The 26,691-nt window shown below is 45.0% G+C and carries 24 protein-coding genes; 17 read left to right on the forward strand and 7 right to left on the reverse strand.

All coding sequences use genetic code 11. From position 1 onward, the window contains the following. Nucleotides 1-640: 640 nt before the first annotated feature. The 12 genes from ACUXV2_RS05160 to ACUXV2_RS05215 all read left to right on the forward strand — a co-directional run bounded on the left by ACUXV2_RS05160 (nt 641) and on the right by ACUXV2_RS05215 (nt 13,244). Nucleotides 641-1,861 carry a substrate-binding domain-containing protein gene (locus ACUXV2_RS05160; RefSeq protein ID WP_446245980.1) on the forward strand — a complete coding sequence of 407 codons (1,221 nt, stop codon included), beginning with the start codon at nt 641-643 and terminating at the stop codon, nt 1,859-1,861. 105 nt (nt 1,862-1,966) lie between these two features. Further along, nucleotides 1,967-2,731, forward strand: a complete 765-nt coding sequence (locus ACUXV2_RS05165) for an ABC transporter ATP-binding protein (protein WP_446245981.1) — start codon at nt 1,967-1,969, stop codon at nt 2,729-2,731. After that, nucleotides 2,715-3,422: an ABC transporter ATP-binding protein gene (locus tag ACUXV2_RS05170; protein WP_446245982.1), complete on the forward strand. Its 708-nt coding sequence runs from the start codon at nt 2,715-2,717 to the stop codon at nt 3,420-3,422. Before ACUXV2_RS05165 ends, ACUXV2_RS05170 begins: the two co-directional genes overlap by 17 nt. Before the next feature lie 13 nt (nt 3,423-3,435). Next, a complete protein-coding gene (locus tag ACUXV2_RS05175) occupies nt 3,436-4,296 on the forward strand; it encodes a branched-chain amino acid ABC transporter permease (protein ID WP_446245983.1) in 861 nt (286 codons plus the stop codon). A 4-nt stretch (nt 4,297-4,300) separates the two neighbouring features. Further along, entirely contained in the window at nt 4,301-5,299 is a 999-nt protein-coding gene (locus ACUXV2_RS05180; protein ID WP_446245984.1) for a branched-chain amino acid ABC transporter permease, read from the forward strand. Between the two features lie 13 nt (nt 5,300-5,312). Continuing rightward, complete coding sequence (locus ACUXV2_RS05185) at nt 5,313-6,350, forward strand: 3-oxoacyl-ACP synthase (protein WP_446245985.1); 1,038 nt, start codon at nt 5,313-5,315, stop codon at nt 6,348-6,350. Beyond that, nucleotides 6,337-7,248, forward strand: a complete 912-nt coding sequence (gene phaZ, locus ACUXV2_RS05190) for an intracellular short-chain-length polyhydroxyalkanoate depolymerase (protein ID WP_446245986.1) — start codon at nt 6,337-6,339, stop codon at nt 7,246-7,248. Before ACUXV2_RS05185 ends, phaZ begins: the two co-directional genes overlap by 14 nt. Then, entirely contained in the window at nt 7,245-7,988 is a 744-nt protein-coding gene (fabG, locus tag ACUXV2_RS05195; RefSeq protein ID WP_446245987.1) for a 3-oxoacyl-ACP reductase FabG, read from the forward strand. The genes phaZ and fabG overlap by 4 nt, the downstream gene beginning before the upstream one ends. Before the next feature lie 44 nt (nt 7,989-8,032). Further along, nucleotides 8,033-9,208 carry a thiolase family protein gene (locus tag ACUXV2_RS05200; RefSeq protein ID WP_446245988.1) on the forward strand — a complete coding sequence of 392 codons (1,176 nt, stop codon included), beginning with the start codon at nt 8,033-8,035 and terminating at the stop codon, nt 9,206-9,208. A 385-nt stretch (nt 9,209-9,593) separates the two neighbouring features. Then, entirely contained in the window at nt 9,594-10,688 is a 1,095-nt protein-coding gene (locus ACUXV2_RS05205) for an endonuclease (protein WP_446247002.1), read from the forward strand. A gap of 471 nt (nt 10,689-11,159) precedes the next feature. Beyond that, nucleotides 11,160-12,689, forward strand: coding sequence for a class I adenylate-forming enzyme family protein (locus tag ACUXV2_RS05210; RefSeq protein ID WP_446245989.1), 1,530 nt, complete (start codon nt 11,160-11,162; stop codon nt 12,687-12,689). A gap of 6 nt (nt 12,690-12,695) precedes the next feature. After that, the gene (locus ACUXV2_RS05215) at nt 12,696-13,244 is read left to right on the forward strand and encodes a GNAT family N-acetyltransferase (RefSeq protein WP_446245990.1); all 549 of its coding nucleotides are present in this window, start codon (nt 12,696-12,698) and stop codon (nt 13,242-13,244) included. 30 nt (nt 13,245-13,274) lie between these two features. Here ACUXV2_RS05215 and ACUXV2_RS05220 read toward each other — a convergent pair whose 3' ends face one another. Beyond that, on the reverse strand, nt 13,275-14,435 hold the full coding sequence (locus ACUXV2_RS05220) for an MFS transporter (RefSeq protein ID WP_446245991.1): 1,161 nt from the start codon (nt 14,433-14,435) through the stop codon (nt 13,275-13,277). Nucleotides 14,436-14,605: 170 nt separating this feature from the next. Between ACUXV2_RS05220 and addB the strand changes: the two genes are divergently transcribed. The 3 genes from addB to ACUXV2_RS05235 all read left to right on the forward strand — a co-directional run bounded on the left by addB (nt 14,606) and on the right by ACUXV2_RS05235 (nt 22,263). Next, nucleotides 14,606-18,094 carry a helicase-exonuclease AddAB subunit AddB gene (addB, locus tag ACUXV2_RS05225; RefSeq protein WP_446245992.1) on the forward strand — a complete coding sequence of 1,163 codons (3,489 nt, stop codon included), beginning with the start codon at nt 14,606-14,608 and terminating at the stop codon, nt 18,092-18,094. After that, nucleotides 18,087-21,854, forward strand: a complete 3,768-nt coding sequence (gene addA / locus ACUXV2_RS05230; RefSeq protein ID WP_446245993.1) for a helicase-exonuclease AddAB subunit AddA — start codon at nt 18,087-18,089, stop codon at nt 21,852-21,854. The genes addB and addA overlap by 8 nt, the downstream gene beginning before the upstream one ends. A 103-nt stretch (nt 21,855-21,957) precedes the next feature. Beyond that, entirely contained in the window at nt 21,958-22,263 is a 306-nt protein-coding gene (locus tag ACUXV2_RS05235; RefSeq protein ID WP_446245994.1) for an HNH endonuclease, read from the forward strand. Between the two features lie 100 nt (nt 22,264-22,363). Here the strand turns inward: ACUXV2_RS05235 and ACUXV2_RS05240 are convergent, their stop codons facing one another. From ACUXV2_RS05240 to ACUXV2_RS05265, 6 genes are all read right to left on the reverse strand, one after another. Beyond that, nucleotides 22,364-22,582 (reverse strand): spore germination protein, encoded by a 219-nt coding sequence (locus ACUXV2_RS05240; RefSeq protein WP_032089211.1) that lies wholly within the window; start codon nt 22,580-22,582, stop codon nt 22,364-22,366. 68 nt (nt 22,583-22,650) lie between these two features. Further along, the gene (locus ACUXV2_RS05245) at nt 22,651-23,109 is read right to left on the reverse strand and encodes a spore germination protein GerPE (RefSeq protein ID WP_446245995.1); all 459 of its coding nucleotides are present in this window, start codon (nt 23,107-23,109) and stop codon (nt 22,651-22,653) included. Nucleotides 23,110-23,116: 7 nt separating this feature from the next. Beyond that, nucleotides 23,117-23,296 carry a spore gernimation protein GerPD gene (locus ACUXV2_RS05250; protein WP_446245996.1) on the reverse strand — a complete coding sequence of 60 codons (180 nt, stop codon included), beginning with the start codon at nt 23,294-23,296 and terminating at the stop codon, nt 23,117-23,119. Beyond that, entirely contained in the window at nt 23,277-23,900 is a 624-nt protein-coding gene (gerPC, locus tag ACUXV2_RS05255) for a spore germination protein GerPC (RefSeq protein WP_446245997.1), read from the reverse strand. Before gerPC ends, ACUXV2_RS05250 begins: the two co-directional genes overlap by 20 nt. 27 nt (nt 23,901-23,927) lie before the next feature. Continuing rightward, complete coding sequence (locus ACUXV2_RS05260) at nt 23,928-24,161, reverse strand: spore germination protein GerPB (RefSeq protein WP_446245998.1); 234 nt, start codon at nt 24,159-24,161, stop codon at nt 23,928-23,930. A 12-nt stretch (nt 24,162-24,173) separates the two neighbouring features. Further along, the gene (locus ACUXV2_RS05265; RefSeq protein WP_172248996.1) at nt 24,174-24,395 is read right to left on the reverse strand and encodes a spore germination protein; all 222 of its coding nucleotides are present in this window, start codon (nt 24,393-24,395) and stop codon (nt 24,174-24,176) included. 128 nt (nt 24,396-24,523) lie between these two features. Here ACUXV2_RS05265 and ACUXV2_RS05270 point away from each other — a divergent pair, with 128 nt between their 5' ends. Next, on the forward strand, nt 24,524-25,711 hold the full coding sequence (locus ACUXV2_RS05270) for a DUF418 domain-containing protein (protein WP_446245999.1): 1,188 nt from the start codon (nt 24,524-24,526) through the stop codon (nt 25,709-25,711). Between the two features lie 41 nt (nt 25,712-25,752). Continuing rightward, the gene (locus ACUXV2_RS05275) at nt 25,753-26,646 is read left to right on the forward strand and encodes a fumarylacetoacetate hydrolase family protein (RefSeq protein ID WP_446246000.1); all 894 of its coding nucleotides are present in this window, start codon (nt 25,753-25,755) and stop codon (nt 26,644-26,646) included. Nucleotides 26,647-26,691 lie beyond the last annotated feature (45 nt).

Raw genomic sequence — 26,691 nt, forward strand, 5'->3', positions numbered from 1 at the left:
GTCATTTTATGCACCGTCTTATGCTTGTCGCCTCTGAACGAGCTGCCTCCGCTTTTCGGTTGTCCAGCTCCAGTGGTCTGCTCCCGTTTGAAAATTAACCTTAGGCTTTTGAGGCAAAAAGCGCCTCTAAAGCCCAAGAACATTTTTCAAAGGGAGCAAAACGCCCACTTCCGCTTTTCTACTTGTCCAGCTCCAGGGCTTAGAGGCACATGTCATAAGCCAAACCGACCAAGAAGGCAAAAAGCGCCTTCATGGCCGATTCGTCTTATGCCACCCGCCTCTGGGCAAAGCCCTTCCGCTTTTCTACTTGTCCAGCTCCAGGGCTTAGAGGCACATGTCATAAGCCAAACCAACCAAGAAGGCAAAGAACGCCTTCATGGCCGGTTCGTCTTATGCCACCCGCCTTTGGGCAAAGCCCTTCTGCTTTTCTACTTGTCCAGCTCCAGGGCTTAGAGGCACATGTCATAAGTCAAACCGACCAAGAAGGCAAAGAACGCCTTCGTGGCCGATTCGTCTTATGCCACCCGCCTCTGAGCAAAGCCCTTCCGCTTTTCTACTTGTAACTCATTTGTAACTCCTTTTTCCTATCATATGGTCAAAGCTATTTTTCGCTTTAGTTCATAAACAAGGGGGATAAAAGATGAAGAAATCGATGAAGTGGTCTGCTTTGATGATTCTGCTGTCATGTATGCTGGTTGTGTCCACGGCATGTAATTCTGAATCCAGTGGGGGATCCGGTGGTGAGTCTTCAGAGAAAGAAACTGTGAAGATCGGGGTTTTGGCTTCGTTGACGGGTGCTTTGGAGTCGTATGGGAAGCAAACGCAAAGAGGATTTGAGCTCGGGCTGGAATATGCGACAGACGGAACGATGGAAGTCAACGGAAAGAAGATAGAAGTTGTTTTTGAAGATACTGAGACAAAACCGGAAGTGGCAGTCCAAAAGGCCACTAAATTATTGGAAGAAGAAGAAGTCGATTTCCTTGTCGGTTCGTCAAGCTCCGGTGATACTCTGGCGGTGCTTCCACTCGCAGAAGAATATGAAAAGATCATGATTGTCGAACCTGCAGTCGCTGATAGTATTACAGGTTCAGAGTTTAACCCGTATATTTTCAGAACGGCCCGTAACTCTTCACAAGATGCGGTAGCAGGAGCGGCTGCGATTGCAAAGGATGGAGTGAAAATCGCTACCTTGGCACCTGATTACTCGTTTGGGCGCGATGGGGTGGCTGCTTTTAAAACAGCTGCAGAAAATCTTGGTGCAGAAATTGTCCACGAAGAGTATGCCGATCCTGCAGCAACGGACTTCACTTCCAATATTCAAAAAGTGATAGAAAGTAAGCCTGACTATCTATTTGTCATCTGGGCTGGTGCCAATTCACCTTGGAATCAAATTGCTGATATGAAGCTGCAGGAGAAGGGAATAAAAATTTCAACAGGAGCACCTGATATCGCGGCACTGTCGGCAATGGAGCCTCTTGTGGGGATGGAAGGATTCTCTGTTTACTATCATGAGCTTCCAGATAACGAAATCAATGACTGGTTAGTGGAAGAACATAAGAAGAAATATGACGGAGAGGTTCCGGATTTATTTACTCCAGGAGGGATGAGCGCGGCCATCTCAATCGTGGAAGCACTTAAGAAGACTGAAGGCGATCTGGACCCTGATACTCTGATCAAAACGATGGAAGGGATGAGCTTTGAGACACCTAAAGGGAAGATGACATTCCGGGAAGAAGATCATCAGGCACTGCAGACCCTTTATGCCATCAGGCTCGAGAAGAAAGATGACGTTCCATATCCGGTGCCAGTTTTAATAAGGGAGCTTTCACCTGAAGAAACAGCTCCTCCGATCATGAATTAAGGCAGACAGGGTTGTCCGGCTTGCCCTTTGCTCTCTCTATCAGCAGAGGGCATGGGGGCGGTCGGCCTTTTTCATAACAACAGATGAAAAGATGAGGTGAAGCATGTGAATATTTTAGAAACAAAAGATTTAACGATTAAGTTCGGCGGCCATACTGCAGTTGATAACGTATCGTTCACTGTTCCGGAAAAGGAATTCAAATCGATCATCGGTCCGAATGGGGCAGGGAAGACGACACTATTTAATTTATTGAGCGGACAATTGAAACCGACAAGCGGGGATGTCTTCCTTAGAGGAAAGCAAGTGACGAAACTTTCCCCTACCAGAAGAACGCGTCTCGGGATAGGTCGTTCTTTTCAAATCACCAATGTGTTTCCTAATCTGACAGTTTTAGAGAATGTAAGGCTGGCAGTGCAATCGAAACGGGGAATCCGTTATATCATGCATCGTGATAAGAATGGCTTCAGTGATATCGTAAGTGAATCCCATCAATTATTGGAAATGGTGATGCTGACAAAAAAGGTGGATTTCCTTGCTGCTAATCTGGCGCACGGAGAAAAAAGGAAGCTTGAGATTGCCATGCTTTTGGCACTTGATACAGATATCCTGCTGCTGGATGAACCGACTGCAGGCATGTCATTAGAAGAAGTACCCGCGATTCTTGACGTGATCCGAAATATCAAAGAACAAGGAAATAAAACAATCGTTCTGATTGAACACAAAATGGATATGATCATGGATCTTTCCGATTCAATCATGGTGTTATTCAATGGACGGTTATTGGCAGATGATCATCCGAAAGAAATCATGAAGAATGAACAAGTGCAATCGGCTTACCTGGGGGGACTTTACGATGAGCACACTGCTTAAGGTAGAGAACATCGAAACCTATATCGGGCAATATCACATCCTTCAAGGGGTCTCCTTTGAAGTGAAAAAGGGGGAGGTAACCGTCCTTCTCGGCAGAAACGGAGCAGGAAAAACGACCAGCCTGAGGAGTATCATGGGCCTTACGCCTCCTTCATCCGGCAGGATCATTTATAAGGGCGAAGAAATCCAAGGGCTGCCTACTTATAAAACGGCTAATAAAGGAATCGGTTATGTTCCGGAAGATCAAGGGATATTCGGCGATCTGACCGTCGAGGAAAATATGAAGGTAGCCATGAAAAAACAGGATGGGGAAACGAAAGACCGGATGGAGTGGATTACCGATTTATTTCCTGATTTAAAGAAGTTCTGGAAGAAAGCAGGGGGCAATCTCAGTGGAGGACAAAAGCAAATGCTTTCAATAGCAAGGGCTTATCTGAATAACAATGAATTAGTCCTGATTGATGAACCAAGTAAGGGGCTTGCTCCTATCGTGGTCGAAAAAGTGATGGAATCAATCGTGGAAATGAAAGAAAGGACGACGATTCTGCTGGTTGAGCAAAATTTCATCATGGCGAGCAAAATAGGGGACCGCTACTATATCATCGATGATGGAACCACTGTTCACAATGGGCATATGGAGATGCTAGTGAAGGATGAAAACATGAAAAAGAAATATCTGGGGATTGCATAAGGGAGGGGATCAAATGGACCTCATCATCAATTTAGCGTTAAACGGCCTGGCGACAGGGATGCTGATTTTTCTGTTGGCCGCGGGTTTGACCTTGATCTTTGGGTTGATGGATGTCTTGAATTTTGCCCACGGTGGTTTATTTGCCTGGGGAGCCTACAGTGGGGTGTGGGTCTACGCTCTGACAGACAGCTTTGTACTGGGGATCATCGCAGCCATTGTGACGGGGCTGATTCTGGGGATGATCACTGAAAAGTTCATCATACAGCCGGTGTATGGAAATCATGTTCAACAGATTTTGATCACTCTCGGGTTTATGCTTGTTCTTTCAGAACTGTTGAAGGTCGTCTGGGGGCCAAATCAATTATCGACGGCCGCTCCCGATTATCTTGCAGGGAGCTGGGTGATCGGAGATGTCATTATCATTAAATACAGACTGTTTATTATTGCTGTAGGATTTCTGGTATTTGGACTTGTTCAGCTTATTTTGAGAAAGACGAGAGTCGGTTTAGTGGTTCGTGCAGGAGTCATGAATAAGGAAATGGTAGAGGCATTTGGGATCAACATCAAGAAAGTATTCATGTATGTATTTATGGTCGGCTCGGCGCTTGCTGCGCTCGGGGGGATTTTGCTGGCTCCTTATTCGGGTGTGATTTATGCCGAAATGGGGATGGAGTTTGCGATCCTTGCTTTCATCGTAGTGGTGATTGGCGGGATGGGAAGCTTTCCGGGATCCCTGTTCGCAGCCATTTTGGTAGGGTTGACCGGTTCGTTCATGACGTATTACGTACCGGAGCTGTCGTTGGCTGTCAATATGATACTGATGGCACTCGTACTTATTTTCAGGCCGCAGGGATTATTTACAGTAAAGGGGTGAGACGATGAAAATCCTTCAGAGCCGTTCAAATTTGTTTATGGGGACCGCACTGGTTTTATTGGTGTTATTTCCTTTGTTTAATGATTCCAGAAGCATGATGATTTTATTGACTCAGGTATTCATATTCGGGATCTTCGCGATGAGCTATGACCTCCTGCTTGGTTATACAGGAATCGTATCGTTCGGTCATGCCATGTTTTTTGGAATAGGGGCTTATTCGACCGGAATATTTTTAGACCGCATGGAGCCGAACATGTTCTGGTTTTTTGTATCTCTGTTAGCAGGCTTCGTGATTGCCGGGATCGTCAGTTATTTAGTCGGACTTTTGACCCTTCGTCTCAAGAGTCACTTTTATGCCATGTTGACCCTTGCTTTTGCCGGATTATTCCTCGTTGGTGCTGAAAAGTGGAGATCGCTGACATTTGGGAATGATGGATTTACATTTCGTACTCCTGACTTCATGAAAGACAGGATGACCTTTTATTTTATATGTCTCGCTGTGATGGCCGTTGTATTTTTTGTGCTGAGAAGATTCACGCAATCCCCTGCAGGCTCTGTTCTTCAGGCCATTCGGGAAAATGAGCAGAGAGCTGAATCCCTCGGGTTTCATGTACTTCATTATAAAATTATCGCGAGTATCATAGCTGGGGTACTGGCCAGTTTGGCAGGTTCGCTTTATGCCATCTCTTTACGTTTTGTGAACACGAGCGTCTTTACGATGGATATCACGCTGGATGCTTTACTTATGACAATCATCGGAGGAGTAGGGACATTGATCGGTGCAATCATTGGTGCAGGATTGATTGAATTTGCCCATCACTGGCTTACAGAGCTTGCAGGCACTTTTCCGATTTTTGAAAGGTGGATCATCTTTTTCGGGATCCTCTATATCCTTGCTGTCATGTTCTTCCCTGCGGGCATAGTCGGTTCACTCCGCAAAATAGGAAATAAAAAGAAACCCGTGAAAAAGCACAGGGAAGAAGAAAAGAAAATAGCAGGTTGAGGAGGGAAGCACCATGACAGTTGGAATTCTGAGTACAGGAATTTATTTACCTGAAAAAATCATGACGGGACTGGAAATTGCTGAGCAAGCAGGACTTCCCACAGAAGTTGTCGAAAATAAAATGGGAATAAGAAAGAAAACGGTTCCAGGACCAGGGGACCATACATGTGCCATGGGTATCAAAGCCGCAAAATCCGCGATTGAAAAAGCGGGGATCGATCCGAAAGACATAGATGTCGTCATTTATGTCGGAGAAGAACATAAGGAATACCCTCTTTGGACAGCGGCCATCAAGCTGCAGGAGGAGATAGGCGCGTACCGGGCGTGGGCATTTGACACCGCCCTCAGGTGCGGAACGACGATCATGGCTATGAAACTGGCAAAAAGCCTCATGGAAACCGATCCTGATATCAGCACCGTGCTTCTGGCGGGAGGTTACCGGAACAGTGACTTCATCAATTACAAAAATGAGAGCACTCGTTTCATGTTTAATCTGGCTGCCGGGGGCGGCGCCATGATCCTGAAGAAAGGACTGAAGAAAAACCTTCTGCTGGAAACGTCTTTGGTGACGGACGGTTCTTTTTCAGAGGATGTCATTGTTCCTGTAGGAGGAACTGTTGAACCGCTGACTTCAGAAGCTCTTCAGCAAGACCGTTATTATCTTGATGTCCCGGACCCCGATGGAATGAAGAAAAGGCTGGAACAAAAATCAATGGATCATTTTCTGAAAGTGATTCGTGAGTCTCTTTATAAAAGCGGTTTTGAGGAGAAGGATATTGCTTATGCAGCGATTCTTCATATGAAGAAGTCCGCTCATCTATATGTGCTGAAAGAATTGGGATTAAGCGAAGAACAATCGATTTACCTTGAAGACTATGGTCATATAGGACAATTTGATCAGATACTTTCACTTGAGCTTGCTGACAAGAGTGGCAGGTTGAAAGAAGGGGATGTCGTTGTCCTTGTGAGTGCCGGAATCGGCTATGCCTGGGGCGCGTCGACAATCATTTGGGGGGAATCCACAAGGGGGACTGTAAATGGCAGTGATTGAATTGAAAAAAATACTGCTTTCGAATGGTGAAACAATGGCTTATCGTGAAAGAAGCGGGGGCCATCTTCCAGTGGTGCTGGTCCATGGGAATATGACTTCTTCAAAACATTGGGATTTACTGCTTGACCGGATGGATGAGCGTTACAAACTCTATGCAATCGATATGAGGGGTTTTGGAGGATCCAGTAATCATCAACCCATTACGAGCATTAAAGATTTATCATTGGATTTAAAAGACTGGGCAGATGAAGTGGGGCTCAGGGATTTTTGCCTGGTAGGGTGGTCTACAGGGGGCGCTGCAGCCATGCAATTCGCCGTTGACCATCCGGGGTATTGCGATAGGATGATTCTTTTAGCTTCAGCTTCAACGAGGGGATATCCTTTTTTCGGCACGAAAGAAGATGGAACGCCAGATAATGCCAATCGATTGAAAACGTTGGAAGAAGTGAAAAGGGATAAAGGAAAGACCATTCCTGTACAAGCGGCCTATGACACGAATGACAGGGAGTTCCTGCGTACATTATGGAATGCGCTGATTTATACGGATGCCAAGCCTGATCACGGGCTGTATGAAGAATACATCGATGATATGAGAACACAGCGGAATCTGGCAGAAATCTATCACGCGTTAAATACCTTTAACATCAGTGACGGTCACAATGGACTTGTGGAAGGTACCGGGCAGGCAAGCTCCATTTCCATTCCCGTCCTGGTGTTAAGGGGGGATAGGGATTATGTCGTGACGAAAGAGATGACCGAAGAAATTGTGCATGATATCGGTGAAAATGCAAGATTTACAGAGTTAAAGAATAGCGGTCATTCCCCGCTGGTTGATGACTTGGAACAGCTGGTTGAGAGAATGACGTCGTTTCTGCAGCAAAAGGAGGAAATAACATGAGATTAGAAGGTAAAGTGGCCCTGATCACGGGAGCTGCGAATGGAATTGGATATGCGGCAGCAGATGTGTTTGTAAGAGAAGGGTGCTATGTCGCACTTATTGATTTTGATGAGGAAAAAGGAAAAGAAAAAGTAAAGTCCTTGAATGAACTTGGTGTTGGAAAAGCGGAATTCTTTCAAGGGGATGTAGCTGACCGTTCTTCTGTGGACAGTTTTGTAAAAAGAGCCAAAGAACATTTCGGGAAAATCGATATTCTCATCAATAATGCTGGAATTACAAGGGATGGGATGCTTCATAAGCTTTCAGCAGAGAACTTTCAAAAAGTGCTCGATGTCAATTTGACGGGCGTGTTCAATTGTACACAGGCTGTCCTTCCTCACCTGATTGAAAACGGGAAGGGGAAAATCATCAATACCTCTTCCGTAAGCGGTGTCTATGGAAATGTCGGGCAGACAAATTATGCTGCGGCTAAAGCGGCAGTCGTCGGGATGACAAAGACATGGGCGAAAGAGCTGGGACGCAAAGGAATCAACGTCAATGCGGTGGCACCCGGCTTCACTGAAACCGGTATGGTTGCAAGTGTTCCTGAAAAAGTGATCGAGGGCATGAAAGCGATGGTGCCGATGGGGAGGCTTGGGAAGCCCGAAGATATTGCAAAAGCGTATTTATACTTAGCATCTGATGACAGTGATTATGTGAATGGCACCGTTCTCCATGTAGACGGCGGCATCATGATGTAGAAAAGAACTCTAAAAATCGAGACGAATGAAAGGGGAAGAGCAATATGAGAAATGTCGTAATCACATCAGCCCTTCGCACACCCGTTGGAGCATTTGGAGGGGCATTCAAAGACCTGCTGCCGACAGACTTGATTGTACCTGTAATGAAGGAAGCAGCCAAGCAGAGCAAATTGAATTCGAGTGACATTGATGAAGTCATCCTGGGACATTGCATACAGCGTACTGATCAGCCGAATACCGCCCGTACGGCTGCACTTCTTTCCGATTTTGATGATAGTACGACAGGTTTCACAATACAGAGACAGTGTGCCAGCGGGATGCAGGCGATCATCTCGGCTGCCATGCAGATTCAAACTGGCTTATCTGATATCATCTTGGCAGGTGGAGTGGAAGCGATGAGCTCAAGTCCCTATATTTTAAAGCAGCACCGTTTCGGACAAAGGCTGCAGCACGGAGAAATCCGTGATTCGGTATGGGAAGTACTCGAGGATCCGATTCACGGTATCATGATGGGAGAAACGGCCGAAAACTTGGCGGAAACCCACGATATCTCCCGTGAAGAACAGGACCAATTCGCTATGCTCAGTCATCAAAGAGCGGTAAATGCAATCGAGAAAGGTTATTTTGATTCACAAATCGTTCCTGTTACAGTAAAAGAACGCAAAGGAGAAAAAGTAATCGACGCCGATGAAAGCCCGCGCCCTGGCTTGACTGCAGACAAGCTTGCAAAATTAAAGCCTGCTTTCCGTGAGGGTGGGACCGTAACAGCAGGTAACTCTTCCAGTTTGAATGACGGAGGAGCGGCACTTATCCTGATGAGCGAAGAGGAAGCAGAGAAAAGAGGACTGCAGCCGCTTGCTCGAATCGCCGGATACTCAGTTGCAGGGGTCGATCCAAAAATAATGGGAATCGGACCGGTGCCGGCCATCCAGAAGGGGATACATAGGGGGAACTGGACATTGGATGAAATCGATTTGTTCGAGATCAATGAGGCCTTTGCCGCACAGTACCTCGCAGTGGAAAAAGAGCTTGGTCTTGATCGTAACAAGGTGAATGTAAACGGAAGCGGCATCAGCATCGGACATCCCGTCGGGTGCACGGGTGCAAGGATCGCCGTCAGTCTCGTGCATGAATTGAAAAGGCAGAACCTGAAGAAGGGAATTGCTTCTTTATGCGTAGGCGGAGGTATGGGGGCTTCTGTTTTAATAGAAAGCATGTAAGTTTTATAGATAAGGAGGAGTACCAGTTCCGGGAAGGGGCTGGTACTTTTTTGTTGCAGGGAAGATCGGGAAGATGAATTTCCTCTGGGTTCATTCAGGAAGTTGAACCTTAAGAGCGGGTCTTCTTCTCAGTATAGCGACTGAAAGTCCACGAGTGACCATTTTTATCCATATTTATGGTCTATTCTACCAGTCATCCAAATGAATCCAATCATACATTTTACTTATTTTAGAATATTTACATTAATTTAACCCTATTAGAAAATTTTCTGGTGTACGCTAAATGAGTATTAATACTAAGGAGGCGTTACGTTTGAAACAGTTCTCAGGAAAATTGGTCAATATCATCACAGTATTTGTAATGGTTTTATTTATCTTCAGTGGGATGCAACTGGACAAAATCAACGCTGCGGGGAGCGGTACATGGAGTTCGCCGTTTTCAGTAAGCCAGGCGATATCGAACCAAACCGGTGCAGCCTATTCAGTTGAGGGGTATGTAGTAGGGCAGCCAACCTCACAGACATCTGTCGTGACGAGCAGCTTCCCGAACGATTATGCCCTTGCACTGGCTGACTCACCTTCGGAAACAAATACATCAGATATGGTATATGTACAGATTCCTTCTTCTTTCCGTTCAAGTTATGGTCTTCAAAGTAATCCGGAGTTGATGGGGCAAAAGCTTAAGGTGACGGGGAACCTTACAGATTATTTCTCTCATCCGGGAGTGAAGTCGACATCTGCTTTTGAAGAGGTACAGGGGGATTCAGACCCTGCTGACCCGAACGATCCCCCAACCTATGAAGGATATTATTCTACGGCTGAAGGAAAGACAGGTTCAACCCTTAAATCTGCACTGCACAACATCATTGATGATCACATCACACTTTCCTACAGTGAAGTATGGGAAGCGCTTAGAAATACTGACGAAGATCCTGGGAATTCAAACAACGTTCTTTTATTATACTCTGGCCGGTCACAATCGAAATTCACCAACGGCGGCGGAGTGGACGACTGGAACCGCGAACACGTCTGGGCAAAATCACATGGTGACTTCGGAACGGCACAGGGGCCGGGGACAGACCTGCATCATTTGCGCCCGACTGACGTAACGGTTAACTCCTCAAGGGGAAATCTCGATTTTGACAATGGGGGAGGCGAACACAGTGAAGCTCCGGGGAATTATTATGACGGCGATTCCTGGGAGCCTCGCGACGAAGTGAAAGGGGACGTTGCAAGGATGATTTTCTATATGGCAGTCCGCTATGAAGGCGACAGCGGTGAAATAGACCTTGAGTTGAATAATATTGTGAATAACGGAAGTGCTCCGTATCACGGGAAAATGTCCGTCCTGCTTGAATGGCATGCACAGGACCCTGTAGATTCAAGAGAAATTCGCCGGAATGATATTATTTTTGAACAATATCAAGGTAACCGCAACCCATTCATCGATCATCCTGAATGGGCAGAAATGATTTGGTGATAGGATTGCCTGAACGCCCGGGACGTACCAATGTCCCGGGCGTTTTTTTATGGATAATTATTAGAAATCGTGTGCAAAATGAGAATTTTGAATGAAATTAAGAGAAATTTATAAAATTGTGGACGAATAACTAGGGGGTTTAGTTCTAGACATGTAGTCGACCCGGGTTGACTGCTCGCGTAAAATAATTACGCCATATCTTGATTTATTGCGCCAGTTTTTCAATAATCGAGCCACTTTCAGGATTATTGCGCAACATTTTGAATAATTACGCCACTTTCAGGATTTTTGCGCAACATTTAGAATAATTGCGCCACTTTCCTAGAAATTGCGCCACTTGTCGAAAACTCCGAATCGCTGCATCGCCCTCAAAAGCCCAATACTAAACCAGCTGCACCTGCCTAATCCTGTAACTCATTTGTAACTTCTCCTCACTAAAATAAAACTAATCCAATCCAAGGAGGAGATGAGATGGAAAGAGTGACAGATTGGTTGCAGAAGCGATCGATCATCTCTCCTGATCGCGTGGCACTTGTAAATGGATCCAGTAATGAGATGATTACGTACCGCTCACTTGATGCGAGAGCGGCAAAGTGGGCTTATTATATGAAGGAAAAAGGGATACAAAAAGGCGACCGGATTGTTGTAATTTCAAAAAATCATCCTGTGTGCTTTGAATTGCTGTTTGCCTGCAGCAAAATTGGAGCTGTTTTTGTGCCTTTGAACTGGCGTTTGTCGTCTTCGGAGATCGATTCGCTGATAGGTGACTGCACCCCTGAACTGGTCTTCTTCCAATCTGAATTTGGGCATTTGGTCAATGGCCGGCAAAAAGGATACAAACCTGAAAAGATTGAAGAGACTGCAAATGCGGTGTACGGTGGAACTGAACTGGCATCACAAACATCACTTTCAAAAGATGATCCGTGGGTCATGGTATATACCGGCGGGACAACTGGCAAGTCAAAGGGAGTCGTCCTTTCGTATAAATCGATCAATGCAAATGCCCTGAATACGGTCATAAGCTGGAATTTAACAGAAGAGGACAGTACGATTACGTACCTGCCGACATTCCACACTGGCGGACTGAACGCACTATCATTACCGATTCTGATGATAGGGGGAAAGGTGGTGACGGCTGACCGATTCCAGCCTCTCCAAGCGATCGATATGCTGAATCACCATGGATGTACGATCGTGTTGTTGGTACCGACGATGTATCACGGGCTGATGGAGGAGAAGGAATTCAAGCATGCCTCTTTTCCGAAGATGAAGGTGTTTCTCTCAGGTGGTGCGCCTTGTCCCGGAAAAGTGTATGATGTCTTCAAATCCAAAGGTCTGCAGTTTAAGGAAGGGTATGGATTGACCGAAGCCGGACCAAATAACTTCTATATCGATCCGGGAAGAATGAAGAAAGGATGTATTGGAAAATCGATGATGCTCAATGAAGTGAAGGTCGTCGATGACAATGGTCAGCGCGTTAAACCCGGCGATGTAGGTGAATTGCTTCTCGGTGGAGACCATCTTTTTAAAGGGTATTGGCAAATGCCGGAGGAGACGGCAGCAGCACTTAAAGACGGATGGCTCCACACGGGGGATTTAGCAAGGGTGGATCATGAAGGTGATTATTATATAGTCGGACGCAAAAAAGATATGATCATTTCAGGAGGAGAAAACATATATCCTCAGGAAATCGAACATTGGCTGTGCGAGCATCCATCCATCTCAGAATGTGCCGTCGTAGGGCTGCCGCATGAAAAGTGGGGAGAAGTGGTCACAGCATATGTTACGTTACGTGATGGCAGGAGTATTTCCGGCACTGAAGCAAAGGCTTACTGCCTTGAAAAATTCGGTGCATTTAAGATTCCGAAACACTATCACGTTATCGACGAAATACCAAAAACAGATGTCGGGAAAGTAAATAAAAAAGCTTTGGTAGAAAATCATACGTTAAAAATAAAGGGAAAATCCACCTGTTCCTCGAATACTACAAACTCGAGGTGAAAACAGATGAAACAATTACTTACAGGTACGAATCTTTATCTGTCAGGCTTACATGAAGATGATGCAGAGCTTCTTGTCAAATGGAGTCAGAATGAAAAACTTCAGCGGCTGTTGGATGCTCTTCCGTTCAAGCCGAAGTCAGAAAATGAAGTGAAGGATTGGATAGGTGGAGGGGAGCATAATTCCTATCGGCTGGCCATCCGCTTAAAAGAAAGCAGCCGATTGATCGGCTACGTTGAGATTGACGGGATTCTCTGGGCGCACCGGGTAGGAGGGCTCTCAATCATTATCGGGGAAGAAGAATGTCTGGGAAAAGGATATGGCAGGGAAGCGATGGAATGCATAATGGCTTTTGCGTTTGAGGAGCTCAACTTACACCGACTCCAATTAACGGTGTTTTCTTATAACATTCAAGCTATACGTTTATATGAAAGTCTTGGTTTCACAAAAGAAGGAAGCTTCCGGGAATTTTTGCAGAGAGACGGACAACGTCATGATATGCATTTATATGGATTGCTCGCAGAAGAATGGAACACACGCAGAAAAGAAGGATGAACTCCTTCTTTTTTTGTTTTAGTACGATAATTAGTCACTCTTCATTTCAACATTTCCACTGAAAGCCAATCGGACCCCGATTACAACATTCACCATAAAGAAGCCCGTCAGCAATAACAGTGCCTGAGCATAACTTACCTTCATTGCGAGAAGAGGGGCAAGGCTGGTTCCTCCCAATAAAATGAACGAGTAAAGACTGAGTGCCTGACTTCTGTCCCCGTTGCTGATATCTCCTATCAGGGTGATGACCGTAGGGATCAAAAGGGAAATGGAAGAAACAAATAGAATGGAAGACATCATTAAAAGTAGGGGGGCAGATACAGTAAGGTAAATAAAAGAGAGGCCAAAGGACGACACAGCAATGGCAATGCCCATAAATAATGTTTTATAGGCTCCGATTTTTTCAAGCAGTGTGCCAGTAAATAGAGATAAACTCACACCCAGCAGGCCGAGAAGTCTTGATTGCAACAGAAGTTCATCTTCCCCATGAAGAAATCGTGTCAAACTGTCATAATAGAAGACAAAAGAAGAGAGAAGAGTAAACACGATGCCATAGAGCAAGAGCAGTTGTTTGTTTTGCAACAGTCTGTAAAGGACGGCAGCTGCGCGCATTTCATCTCCATTGTATCGGACAGCCGTATGCGGCAGGATTCTTTTCCCTGTGAGGAATAGGATGAAATACATGATGGAAAAAAATAAAAAGACTATCGTCCAATGACTGATCAGAGTGATCCCTGCGCTGAGTAACTGCCCGAGAATGCCCGCGAACAGAAACCCAGAATTAATCATGGCGAGGAGAAGTGTCCGTTTTTTATCTTCAAACAGGTCGTACGTATAGGAGAAAGCCACAGGTGCAAAGCTCCCCAGGCAAAAACCCTGCAGTCCCCTGGTGATGAACAAACTCAAAGAACTGAAAGAGAACATGACCAAGGCAGTTGAAATGGCAGAAGCCAGCATGCCCAGAATCAATATTTCTCGTTTTCCGAACCGGTCGGCAATGTTGGCGAATGTTAATAATCCGCATGCGTAGAAAAACGTAAATGCACTTCCTGCTATCACCACTGATTTCGAAGGAATATCCATTGAAGCGGCAATCTCCCCGTAGATCGGTATGAATGTATAAATGTTACTTGCGACCATGATCCCCATGCTGACCAGTAAGACAGAAATCAATTTATAGGATACATGCATTGTTTCAATCACCTGCCTTCTTTACTGTATGCAGAAGCTCCCAAATATTTTCAAGCAAGAATCAGGCAGGATGGATTTGCTCAGAAGTAGAATGGTTTATAATGGACCTATACAAAAAAACAGAAAACCTATTGGTTAACATAGAGATACATATCTAAAGGAGTGAGAGTATGGCAGTCAGATTTATACTGGGACGGGCAGGTACCGGGAAGAGTTATGGAATGCTGTCTGAAATAAAAGAGAAGCTGCTCGGGCAGCCGAATGGTGCCCCGATCATTTATCTGGTACCTGACCAGATGTCGTTTATATCGGAGTACGAATTAGTGAATACCCCGGGATTGAACGGGATGATACGCGCCCAGGTTTTCAGTTTTACGAGACTGGCTTGGAAGATCCTCCAGGAAACAGGGGGGATGAGCCGTTATCACTTATCCAGCGTTGGTTTGAATATGATGATTCGAAAGATCATAGAAGAGAATAAAGACGACTTGCATATCTTTTCAAAAGCTTCCGAAAAGCCGGGATTCATCGACCATGTGGAAGCCATGCTGACAGAATTCAAGCGGTATTGCATAAAGCCTCAGGAGCTGGAGGAATTCAAACAGGAAAAGGCACAGTCAAAGGCATTAAAGGATAAACTTCATGACCTTGAACTTATCTATGAGAAATTCGAAGAGAGACTGCTGGGGAAATATATAGACTCTGAGGATTATTTTCAGCTTCTGGCTGACAATGTGAAAAACTCCGGGCTTCTTAAAGATGCCGAGATATACATAGACGGATTTCACAGTTTCACACCGCAGGAATATCTCATCATTGAACAGCTGATCCAGCATAGCAGGAATGTCACGATTGCCCTGACAGCGGATTCCGATCAGCAGTTTGGTTCATTTAATGAGCTGAGTCTGTTCAGGATGACGAATGAAACGTATGATACGCTTCAGGACATCTGCAAGAGATCGCATCAGCCTGTTGAAGAGGAAGTATTCGTCAAACCGATCCGATTTAAGAGCAGCACAATGCGGCACATCGAGAAATATTTTGAGGACCGTCCTGCTGTTCCCTATACAGGGGTGGATGCACGGGATTCAATTCAATTTCTGGAAGCATCCAATCGACGGGCCGAAATAGAAGGGATTGCAAGAGAAATCAGAAAGCTTGCCCGGCTTGAAGGATATAGATACAAGGATATCGCTGTACTGGTGCGCAATAGTCAGGATTACCGGGATAAAATAGAAACGATTTTCCAAGACTTCGAGATTCCTTTTTTCCTTGACCAAAAGAGAACGATGCTGAACCACCCTCTGATTGAACTGATTCGTTCCACTCTTGAAATCATGAATTCCAACTGGAGATATGAACCAGTATTCAGGGCTGTGAAAACGGATCTGCTATTTCCTTACCAAAAGGATGCTGCTGACCTGCGGGAGCAGATGGATCGCCTGGAAAATTATGTTCTGGCATACGGTATCAAGGGAGAACGCTGGACGGGTAAGGAGCGCTGGAAGTACCGCCGTTTCAGGGGCTTGGAACATGTTGATTCTCCCCAAACCGACAGAGAAAGGGAGCTTGAGCATGAAATCAATGAACTTCGGCTATTCATTTCGGCTCCAATCGTCCGTCTGGGTAAACGATTGAAGAAGCAGAGTACCGGGAGGGAGTTTTGTGAAACACTTTATCTTTATTTAGAAGAATTGGATATTCCAGCAAAGCTTGAACGATTAAGAATTCAGGCTGAGGAGCGTGGCGATCTGGTGGCTGCCAGGGAGCATGATCAAGCCTGGAGTGCGGTCATTGAACTATTGGACCAGTACGTAGAAATGCTTGGGGATGAAGAAACCACGATGAAGAAATTCACTGCGATTCTGGATGCAGGTATAGAATCGATGAAGTTCTCGCTTGTCCCGCCGGCAATAGATCAGGTGATTATTGCTGATCTCGAGAAGTCCAGGCTGGCAGATATTAAGGCAGCCTTTATGATCGGAGTCAATGACGGTGTTCTTCCTGCAAAAATGAGTGAAGAAGGTGTATTGTCAGACGAAGATAGGGAGGCAATGCTTCTAAAAGGCTTTAAGATAGCACCGACAAACCGGACAAAACTACTTGATGAAGACTTCGTTGCCTATAAAGCATTTACAACACCTAGTGAAAGATTGTATATCAGCTACCCGATTGCAAATGAAGAAGGAAAAGCACTTCTTGCATCTTCGTATATAAAGAGGCTGAAAGAAATGTATCCGGAGGCGGAAACGAAACTGTTGATCAATGAACCTTCGGAGCTGCCTGAAGAAGAGCAGCTTCATTATGTATGCCATCCGAATGTCACGATTTCGCACTTGACTTCACAGCTGCAATTAAAGAAACGCGAGTATCCGATTTACGACTTCTGGTGGGATGTTTATAACTTCTATGCTTCTTCTCCTGAATGGAAGTGGCAGGCGCAGCATATCTTATCAAGCTTATTCTATGAAAATAAAGCCGGAAGTCTTACAGAAGAAACGAGCAGGGACCTTTACGGTGAGAATATCCTGGCCAGTGTATCCAGGATGGAATTGTTCAACAGCTGTCCTTTTTCGCACTTCGCCAGCCATGGCTTGAAGCTCAGGGAGAGGGAAATGTTTAAACTTGAAGCCCCTGATATCGGGGAGATGTTCCACTCCGCATTGAAATGGATATCTGATGAGGTGGAGAAACATGGTCTTACCTGGGCAGGATTAACCAAGGCTCAATGCATGCAATTAGCAAAGGATGCGGTGGCGATGCTGGCACCGAAGCTGCAGCATCAGATTCTCCTAAGCTCAAACCGACTTCATTATATAGCGAAGAAGCTTGAACAGATCATCGGCCGTGCCAGTCTCATACTGAGTGAGCATGCAAAAGCGAGCGGATTTGTGCCTGTCGGGGTCGAACTTGGATTCGGACCGAATGCCGAACTGCCGCCATTTCAATTTCAATTGAAAAACGGTACGAAGATGGAACTTCAAGGCAGGATTGACCGGGTGGACAAGGCTGAAGATGAAAATGGGGTATATCTGCGCATCGTCGATTATAAATCCAGCGCGAGGGACCTTGATGTGACAGAGGTTTACTATGGACTTGCGCTGCAAATGCTGACGTATTTGGATATCGTCTTATCCCACTCGAAACAATTCGTAGGTAAAGAGGCACAACCTGCAGGAGTATTGTATTTCCATGTTCATAATCCGATGATCAACAGCAAAAAGGTTTTGACACTTGATCAAATCGAGAATGAAATATTCAAAAGCTTCAAGATGAAGGGGCTCGTTCTGGGGGATGCGGACATCATCCGTTTGATGGACCGGACACTCGATACGGGTAGTTCGGATATCATTTCTGCGGGAATTAAAAAGGACGGAACTCTTTCATCAAGATCCAAGGCTGCTACGAAAGAAGATTTTTATTTTATGCGAAAACATGTAAGAAAGCTTTATGAAAATGCAGGCAATCGAATTGTTTCGGGTGCCGTTGATATTACACCTTATAAACTGAAGGACAGGACTCCATGCCAATTCTGTTCTTACCGTCCTGTATGTCAATTCGATCAGTCACTCGAAGAAAATGACTACAGGGTCCTGGGAACGGCAAAAGCAGACGATCTGCTTGCAAAAGTAAGAGAGGAGGTCAATGAAAATGAGTAATTGTTCCATTCCCGTTAAACCGGAAGATGTCACATGGACTGATGATCAGTGGAAAGCCATCTGGGCAAAAGGCCGGGATATCCTGGTTGCAGCCGCTGCCGGATCCGGAAAGACGGCCGTGCTGGTCGAACGCATCATCCAGCGCATCCTTTCAGAAGAAGACAGGCTGGATGTCGATGAACTCCTGGTTGTTACTTTCACAAATGCATCTGCTGCTGAAATGAGGCACCGTATTGGTCAGGCGATTGAAAAAGCAATCGATGAAGATCCGCACTCGACACATCTCAGAAAACAGCTCAGCTTATTGAACCGTGCTTCGATATCGACATTGCACTCTTTCTGTCTAGAAGTGATCCGAAAATACTATTATCTCATCGATATCGACCCCGGGTTCAGGATCGCAGATGATACAGAGGGTGATCTGATCCGTGACGAAGTGCTTGATGAATTATTTGAAGACGAGTACGGAAAAGAAGAAAATACTGCTTTCTTCAGGCTGGTGGATACCTATACAAACGATCGCAGTGACGGTGCCCTTCAGGAAATGATTCGAAAATTATATGATTTCTCCCGTTCACACCCGAACCCGGAAAAATGGCTGCAGGATCTAGAACAGATGTATGACATCAGTGAGGAGTCAGAGATTGATGCCCTTTCATTTATGGAACCTCTGAAAGTCGATATCAATCTGCAGCTGCAAGGTGCCAGAACCTTGTTCCAAAAGGCGCTTGATTTAACGAAGGTTCCGGGGGGGCCATCACCAAGAGCAGAAAACTTCCTGGATGATCTTTCGGTTGTCGATGGGCTGCTTCAGGCCCAAAAGATATCTTGGAATACTCTGTACGAGGGAATGCAGAGCCTTCACTTCACTAAATTAAAGCCGTGCAGGGGGGACGACTTCGATAAAGAACTTGCAGATGAGGCCAAGAAATTCCGGGATCAGGGAAAGAAGATGCTTGAGAAGCTCAAGGAAGAATTTTTCATGAGAAGGCCCCAATCATTCTTGGCGGATATGAAAAATATGAGAGAGTCCATTCATACCCTTGCAGAACTCGTCATTGAATTTGGACGCCGTTTCAAAGCCGTCAAGGAAGAAAAGGGGCTCGTGGATTTTGCCGACCTGGAGCATTTCTGTCTTGATATTCTTAGGGAGCCGGCTCAAGGTGATGAGCTTATTCCGTCCGAAGCCGCCCTGCAATACAAACATTCATTTAAAGAAGTGCTGGTGGACGAGTACCAGGATACGAATATGGTGCAGGAATCCATACTGCTCCTTATCACAGGGGAAGAGGAGAAGACAGGGAATCGGTTCATGGTAGGGGATGTTAAACAGTCCATCTACCGCTTCCGTTTGGCAGAGCCTAATCTATTCTTGACAAAGTATAACCGTTTCCTGCCTGAGCCTGGTGAATCGGGTTTGAAGATTGACTTGTCCCAAAACTTCCGAAGCCGTAAAGAAGTACTGGAGGGTACAAATTTTCTATTCAAACAGATCATGGGCATATCAGTCGGAGAAATGGAGTACAACAAGGAAGCTGAACTAGTGAAGGGTGCACCGTATCCTGAAGACTTGGAGTACCCGGTCGAGGTAGCCCTGATCGATCAGGAAGCAGTTGAAAAAACTCCATCCTCAGATGAAGAGGAACTTTCCGTTTTTGATGAAGAAGATATTGAAAAGTCTGTTCTGGAAGCAAGATATATGGCTCAGAAAGTAAAAGCGATGATTGAAGAAAGAACCCCTGTTTTTGATGCAAAAACAAAGACAGAACGGCCGGTTCAATACAAAGACATCGTGATACTGCTTCGCTCCATGCCATGGGCAGCAGAAATCATGGAAGAGTTCAAACGGCACGGGATCCCGATTTATGCGAACTTGTCCACGGGCTATTTCGATGCAACAGAAATTTCAATTATGTTGTCTCTCCTCAAAGTAATCGACAACCCTTATCAGGATATCCCACTTGCCTCGGTTCTCCGCTCTCCGATTGCAGGGCTGGATGAAGAAGGGTTAGCGAGTATACGTATACATTCGAAAGCAGGCAGCTATTATGAGGCATTGAAGAAGTTCGCTGCACAGAAGCCTTCAAGACCAGACGAGGAAGAGACATTTGAAAAGGTGAAGTTATTTCTATATCAGCTTGACCGATGGAGAACTAGAGCTCGTCAAGGGTCAGTCACAGAACTGATCTGGCAGTTATACCGTGATACACGGTTCTATGATTACGTCGGCGGAATGGCGGGAGGCAAACAGCGGCAGGCGAATCTCCGTGCACTTTATGACAGGGCCCGTCAATATGAATCGACTACTTTCAGGGGATTATTCCGTTTCCTGCGGTTCATTGACCGTATGAGAGAACGGGGGGATGATTTAGGTGTAGCAAGGGCGCTGAGTGAGCAGGAGGATGTTGTGCGGTTAATGACGATCCATTCGAGTAAAGGATTGGAATTTCCGGTTGTATTTGTTGCCGGTACGTCAAAACAGTTCAACCTGATGGACCTGAATGCTTCGTACTTATTGGATAAAGACTTGGGGCTTGCAAGCAAGTTTACCGATCCGGAGAAAAGGATAAGCTACCCTTCCCTTCCGCAGCTTGCATTCAAGCGGAAAAAGCGTATGGAAGCCATCTCGGAGGAAATGAGGGTATTATACGTTGCGCTTACTCGTGCAAAAGAGAAGCTTTTTCTAATCGGTACCGTCAAAAGCTTCGAAAAATCAGTGAAGAAATGGAAAGGAACGATGAATGAAAGTGAGTGGCTGCTGCCTGATTTTGACCGTGCAGGTGCTGTTTCCTACCTTGATTGGATTGGACCTTCACTCATCCGTCATCCCCACTGTGAAGAACTGCATGAAGGGGCGCTTGGAGGAATCGGAAGTAACGATGAAATCTATCATCACCCATCCTGCTGGAATGTAACGAAGATCCACAAGTCAGAACTGATGGAGGAAGAGGAAACTTCCGATAATCGAACTGACGGCTGGAGAGAAAATGTAAAAGACGGAAAAGAAATGAACGCTGAGTCACCCTATAAAGAAGAGGTGTTTGAACGTTTATTATGGAAGTATCCAAATATGAGGGCTGCCAATCTGCGTTCAAAACAGTCGGTCTCGGAATTGAAGAGAATGTATGAAATAAGGGATGAATCTTCTAGTGTAGAATTGCTCAGACGCCAGCAGAAGCCCGTATATAATCGACCTTCATTCATGCAGAGTAAGGAACTGTCCCCGGCTGAGAAAGGGACGGCCATGCATACTGTCATGCAGCATATATCCTTTTCAAAAGGCAAGCCTACCGAGCAGACGGTCTCTGCCCTGCTAGAAGACCTTGTCAGAAAAGAGATCCTGACAGAAGAACAGAGAACCTCCATTTCCGTCCTGAATATCCTTGGCTTCTTTGATAGTGAGCTAGGTAAGCGGATGGTAAACGCGAAGGATATACAAAGGGAAATTCCATTCAGCATGAGTGTGCCCTTAAGAGAAATTTCAGAAACAGGCGACGAAGCGGTTGAAGAAACGATTCTTGTTCAAGGTGTCATCGACTGTGTTTTCAGGGATGAGAAGGGACTGGTACTTTTAGATTATAAAACAGACGGTATTCATGACCGGTATAAAAATGGGTTTGAAGAGGCCAAAGAAATACTCGAAAACCGCTATAAAGTCCAAATCGAGCTCTACACAAGAGCCTTGGAGTCTATTTGGAAAGAGACAGTATCTGAAAAATACCTCTATTTCTTTGACGGAGGCCATTTACTGGAATTGTAAGGAAATAAGCCGCTTCAGGATGGAAACATCTTAGAAGCGGCTTTTTAATTGAGCTGCATGAGGGAATGATAGAATAAAATACAGTACAGGGAACTGATGATAAATGAACAATAAAGCTATGGGAACATGTGAGCTTTGTGCGCGGCAAGAGGTTGCTACAACGGTCCATCATCTGACTCCGAAAGAAGTCGGCGGTGCTTTCATGCCTACCGCTGAATTATGTATTCCATGTCATAAACAGATCCACTCACTATATACAAATGAAGAACTAGCAGCGAGGCTGAATACCATCGATGACTTAAGGAGAGATGAAAAGATAAGCAAATTCATTAAATGGATACGGAAACAGCCGTCAACCAAATTAGTCAAAACGAAAAAGAGCAATGAGCTAAGGAAGGGGAAGCGCTGATTCTTGAACAGAGCCGCTTGTTCGAGGTGAACAGGGGCAGGGGTACTTGAAAGCATGCAAAACAAAAAGCAAAAAGCCCTCCATTTGACTTTTTGCTTTCTTAATTATTTCCCGTAATCGGCTGATCTACAACATTGCAATCAAATGTGTTGGTGATGCTGAAGACATTATAGCTCAACTGGAATGGACCTGTATTGAATCCACCTGAACCGCCAAACGTTTTTGAGGCGGATTTCGGGGAGATGATGGCAGTATCTCCAAATTGAACATTTCCTCCGCCGACACTTAAAATGGAAACCGGACCTATGATCGCTGGCATATAAAACATCCTTCATTTGTAGTCTACACTGTTAATCTATGTGATAAAGATGAGAGCGTTCATTCATTTTAATCTTCGAACTCAACGAACTCAATCACTTCCCCTTCTTCCGCTGCAGGAATTTCCACCTCTTCTATTTTTTCGATTTCTTCTTCTCCATATTCAATATCTCCTTCGAGTTGACGGATGTTTTTAACCCTTGAACTCATGTAAACATCGCACGTATTTCCTATGTGAACAATAGAGGAGAAAGCCGTTGCCCTTATATCCATGCAGTTGACCTTTATGGGTGAAAGATTCAATCGGCTGACAGAAATTCCACGTTTAATCGGCGGCAGTTCGATGTCTATATTGAATACGTCAGCATCAAAGTGTCCTTCACTGCCCAGGAAGAACTCTTTTTCGCGCTGAACAGCGAATGCTTTTGTTGTAGAAAAAATGGATTGAGAGTCCCCAAGCTGATAAACGGAAGAGAAGGAGAGAGTGATGCCCGACAGTTCATTCACGATAGAATATCTTTTAAACATAAAACCATTAACCCTTCGGAGTGAGAGGGACGAAGGGACCGATCAATAACGATTCAGGGGGTGTGTCAAAGGCTGATGCAAGCTGGATGACATCAGCATCCCCAATCAGTACCAGGGAGGCACTGGCTACACCTGCGATTTCAATATTGCCGACAGATAATTCCCTGTTAATCACTTGCAGATTCATCATTATTCATTCCTTTCATATTATCTGGCATTTGTGACATGAATGAAAATAGTGCAGAATGAATATCTTGTTTTATTTTAGAAATGATTTTTTGCATCCATTCTTCCTCTGTGTGCTTTCCTTCTACAAACGGAATATTACTCATGTAAAATTCAATCCGCTGCGGCATTTGATTCAGGAGATCCTGTTGAATCATTTCGTGATAGGAGGTGTCTATGGAACGCTGAAGCTGAACCTCATTATCCGAAATCAGCACCGGAAGCTCATCTTGAATGTATGCAGCCACTTCTTCTGTAATCTTTTCGCGATACGGGGTTAAATCCTTTACCGACTTTTTCTTTCCGTTGGGGGCAACGGCAATGTCTTCGATTTCTTCATTGAGACCCCCTGGATTCAGTCCTATATTAAGGGTTCCATCCAATGATTCAACCTTAAGTTGATCAAATTTATATTCGATTTTTTCAACGTTGATTTTTGGTGAGTCTTTGACAGCGGTGAGCTCTTCTGAAAGTTTATTGACCTTTTGTTCCAGCGCGACAATTTTCGTATTCAGGTTTTCGATGTATTGATAGAGCTGTTGTGGCGTCAAGTAATATTGGTTCATGTTCACACCTCTTTCTTTCGCCGCGGATTATGCTCGGGGAGTCTGTAAAGGAACAAGGGGAGATGCAGTAGGGCCCCCGGGTGCTCCTTCTCCTCCATTTTTCTTCGCTTCCGGTGCAGGTTCGGTAAACCCGCCTGTATTGTAAAGGTAGCTGTTCGAATTGATTTGACCGCAAGTACCTATCTGAAGAACAGAGGAATTCGTCATTCCCCCTATTTTAATAAAACGGATTTGAATGGTTTGCTGAAGGTAATAATTCATATGGCATCACCCTCATAAATTAAAGTTTATACCTTGGTCCATGACTTCATCGTCCACCGTGTATGTCAAAGAACTTTCGTTATAGACGGAAATCCCTTTACCTGTTATGAAAGAACCGGCACCAGCAAAGGTTTTGGCAGTTGAAATCGGACTGATGGTAAACACGTCTCCGATATGAAAGACGCCGCTGGAACCAACGCTGACAACTTGAGCTATTCCTACGATTGCGGGCATTGTAACTCACACCTTTAAGACTAAGTTAATTATTGTTATTCTATGTGAAAGGATGAAATGAGTGATAATCGCCTAAATAGCCGTTGTCATGTACAATGAAAGAGACCTATATGCTGGAGGAAAAATGAATGAATACATTATCACCGATTGAACACTCGGAAAGAATCGTCAGTTTGGATGTTATACGGGGTATTTCCCTTATGGGAATATTCATCATTAATATGATTTCTTTTCATTCGCCGTTTCTATATATGGATCCGTATTCCTGGTGGAAAACACCTGGTGATGCTGCCCTTTATCCCTGGATCGATGTTTTCGTGCAGGCAAGCTTCTACCCCTTGTTTGCAATGATGTTCGGTTACGGGCTGTCAATTCAACAAGAGCGGGCTCACAATAAGGGAATGCCTTTTTATTCGTTTGGAATTAAAAGATTGCTGATATTGCTTTGCATCGGCGCCATACATGCTTTCTTGATTTGGTCAGGGGACATACTGATGAATTATGCGGTCTTCGGGCTCCTCCTGTTATTGTTTATGAGATTATCAGGTAAAAGACTGTTGATGCTCGGAAGTCTGCTGCTTCTATTGCCTCAATTGTTTTTTAGTATTTTATTAGTATTGATGACATTTTCAGATCCTGCAGGTGTTGCACATTATACGAATATAGGTGCAGTCCAGGATTCTGTCGCAGCATATGGTTCCGGCAGCTTCACTGACGTCATGCAGCAGCGTTTCAGTGATTGGTCTGCGGTGAATTCACCTGGGAATCTCCCTTTTCTTGCCCTTTCCATCCTGCCGGTCATGATGATCGGGGCAGGAGCAGGAAAGTTGAAACTGCTTGAAAAAGCAGCAATGCATAAAAGGAGCTGGATGCTGCTTGGAGCAGGGCTGTTCATCACAAGCATAGGCATAAAGATGCTTCCTCTGCTGATAGAAACGAATGTTGCGTATTCTTACATACAGGATTATTTGGGAGGTCCTTTCTTATCAGTATCTTATGCTGTAATCCTGGCTTTATTATTAGAGAATAAAAAAATGAAAAAGTGGACCAAGCCCCTTGCATCAGCAGGAAGGATGTCAATGACGAATTATCTTTTGCAGTCCATTATCGGTACATTGATTTTTTATTCTTACGGATTTGGCCTTTATGGGGAAGTGACCTTGACCACAGGAACGTATTTAGCCGTCGGCATCTTTGCCATCCAGATGCTCCTTTCTGAAATCTGGCTGTCTAAATTTAAGTATGGACCTGTGGAAAAGCTTTGGCGCGTACTCAGTTATGGGCGAAGTGCTGTGGCGAAAAAGGGAGAACGGTAATTTACGAATCTAATTGATTGAGTGAAGGGGATGGAAGGCGGATGAAACTGACGAGTTTTAATGTGAATGGAAAAGAAACATATGGGATTGCGCTAGGAGAACATGTGATTGATCTTGTAAGTTTATCGAAAGTCTATGGTGAAGATTTTCCGCCGGGTGTGCAGGAAGCCATCGAAAGCGGTGAGGGGTTCCTTCCAATGGCAGCCGAGCTTCTAAAGCGTGCCCAACGCGAGGGTGCTACCGGTGATCATAGCCATTCTATGGACGAAATCGAATGGCTGCCCCCGATACCCTCTGTTAAAAGAAATATCATGTGTGTAGGCAAGAACTACCGGGAACATGCCATTGAAATGGGCAGTGAAAAAGACATCCCTGAACATATCATGATATTCACTAAAGCGACTCAAACGGTGACCGGACACAAACAAATGGTCCCTGTACATGAGGGTGTGACGGATGAGCTGGATTACGAAGGGGAACTTGCAGTCGTGATCGGCAAAAAAGGTAAGGCCATCAAGCCTGATGAAGCAATGAATCATGTTTTTGGATTCACGATTGTAAATGACCTTACAGCACGGGACCTGCAGAAAAAACATGGCCAATTTTTCATTGGAAAGAGCTTGGACTCCTCTTGCCCGATCGGTCCCTATATCGTGACAAAAGATGAAGTCGGGGATCCTCACAAACTCGATATCCGGACAAGTGTCAACGGGGAGGTCCGCCAGTCTTCAAGCACGGACCTGATGATATTTAAAATCCCTGATATCATTTCAATTCTATCGAAAGGGATGACCCTCGAACCGGGAGATATCATTGCGACAGGTACTCCTGCCGGTGTTGGAAAAGGCTTTAATCCGCCCCGCTTCTTAAAAGCAGGAGACAGGGTAGATATTGAAGTCGAGGGTATTGGAATTTTGACAAATCAGTTACAGTGAGAGGTTACATTTCTGTTGCTGATTGGGATGTGGTAATATATTATG

It is taken from the genome of Rossellomorea sp. NS-SX7, from assembly GCF_052828565.1.

Bases quoted from the DNA above. Each gene is read 5' to 3' on its own strand.
- ACUXV2_RS05160 (WP_446245980.1), top strand. From the start codon at position 641: ATGAAGAAATCGATGAAGTGGTCTGCTTTGATGATTCTGCTGTCATGT.
- ACUXV2_RS05170 (WP_446245982.1), top strand. From the start codon at position 2,715: ATGAGCACACTGCTTAAGGTAGAGAACATCGAAACCTATATCGGGCAA.
- ACUXV2_RS05175 (WP_446245983.1), top strand. From the start codon at position 3,436: ATGGACCTCATCATCAATTTAGCGTTAAACGGCCTGGCGACAGGGATG.
- ACUXV2_RS05180 (WP_446245984.1), top strand. From the start codon at position 4,301: ATGAAAATCCTTCAGAGCCGTTCAAATTTGTTTATGGGGACCGCACTG.
- ACUXV2_RS05185 (WP_446245985.1), top strand. From the start codon at position 5,313: ATGACAGTTGGAATTCTGAGTACAGGAATTTATTTACCTGAAAAAATC.
- phaZ (WP_446245986.1), top strand. From the start codon at position 6,337: ATGGCAGTGATTGAATTGAAAAAAATACTGCTTTCGAATGGTGAAACA.
- fabG (WP_446245987.1), top strand. From the start codon at position 7,245: ATGAGATTAGAAGGTAAAGTGGCCCTGATCACGGGAGCTGCGAATGGA.
- ACUXV2_RS05200 (WP_446245988.1), top strand. From the start codon at position 8,033: ATGAGAAATGTCGTAATCACATCAGCCCTTCGCACACCCGTTGGAGCA.
- ACUXV2_RS05205 (WP_446247002.1), top strand. From the start codon at position 9,594: ATGCAACTGGACAAAATCAACGCTGCGGGGAGCGGTACATGGAGTTCG.
- ACUXV2_RS05210 (WP_446245989.1), top strand. From the start codon at position 11,160: ATGGAAAGAGTGACAGATTGGTTGCAGAAGCGATCGATCATCTCTCCT.
- ACUXV2_RS05215 (WP_446245990.1), top strand. From the start codon at position 12,696: ATGAAACAATTACTTACAGGTACGAATCTTTATCTGTCAGGCTTACAT.
- ACUXV2_RS05220 (WP_446245991.1), bottom strand. From the start codon at position 14,435: ATGCATGTATCCTATAAATTGATTTCTGTCTTACTGGTCAGCATGGGG.
- addB (WP_446245992.1), top strand. From the start codon at position 14,606: ATGGCAGTCAGATTTATACTGGGACGGGCAGGTACCGGGAAGAGTTAT.
- addA (WP_446245993.1), top strand. From the start codon at position 18,087: ATGAGTAATTGTTCCATTCCCGTTAAACCGGAAGATGTCACATGGACT.
- ACUXV2_RS05235 (WP_446245994.1), top strand. From the start codon at position 21,958: ATGAACAATAAAGCTATGGGAACATGTGAGCTTTGTGCGCGGCAAGAG.
- ACUXV2_RS05240 (WP_032089211.1), bottom strand. From the start codon at position 22,582: ATGCCAGCGATCATAGGTCCGGTTTCCATTTTAAGTGTCGGCGGAGGA.
- ACUXV2_RS05245 (WP_446245995.1), bottom strand. From the start codon at position 23,109: ATGTTTAAAAGATATTCTATCGTGAATGAACTGTCGGGCATCACTCTC.
- ACUXV2_RS05250 (WP_446245996.1), bottom strand. From the start codon at position 23,296: ATGAATCTGCAAGTGATTAACAGGGAATTATCTGTCGGCAATATTGAA.
- gerPC (WP_446245997.1), bottom strand. From the start codon at position 23,900: ATGAACCAATATTACTTGACGCCACAACAGCTCTATCAATACATCGAA.
- ACUXV2_RS05260 (WP_446245998.1), bottom strand. From the start codon at position 24,161: ATGAATTATTACCTTCAGCAAACCATTCAAATCCGTTTTATTAAAATA.
- ACUXV2_RS05265 (WP_172248996.1), bottom strand. From the start codon at position 24,395: ATGCCCGCAATCGTAGGAATAGCTCAAGTTGTCAGCGTTGGTTCCAGC.
- ACUXV2_RS05270 (WP_446245999.1), top strand. From the start codon at position 24,524: ATGAATACATTATCACCGATTGAACACTCGGAAAGAATCGTCAGTTTG.
- ACUXV2_RS05275 (WP_446246000.1), top strand. From the start codon at position 25,753: ATGAAACTGACGAGTTTTAATGTGAATGGAAAAGAAACATATGGGATT.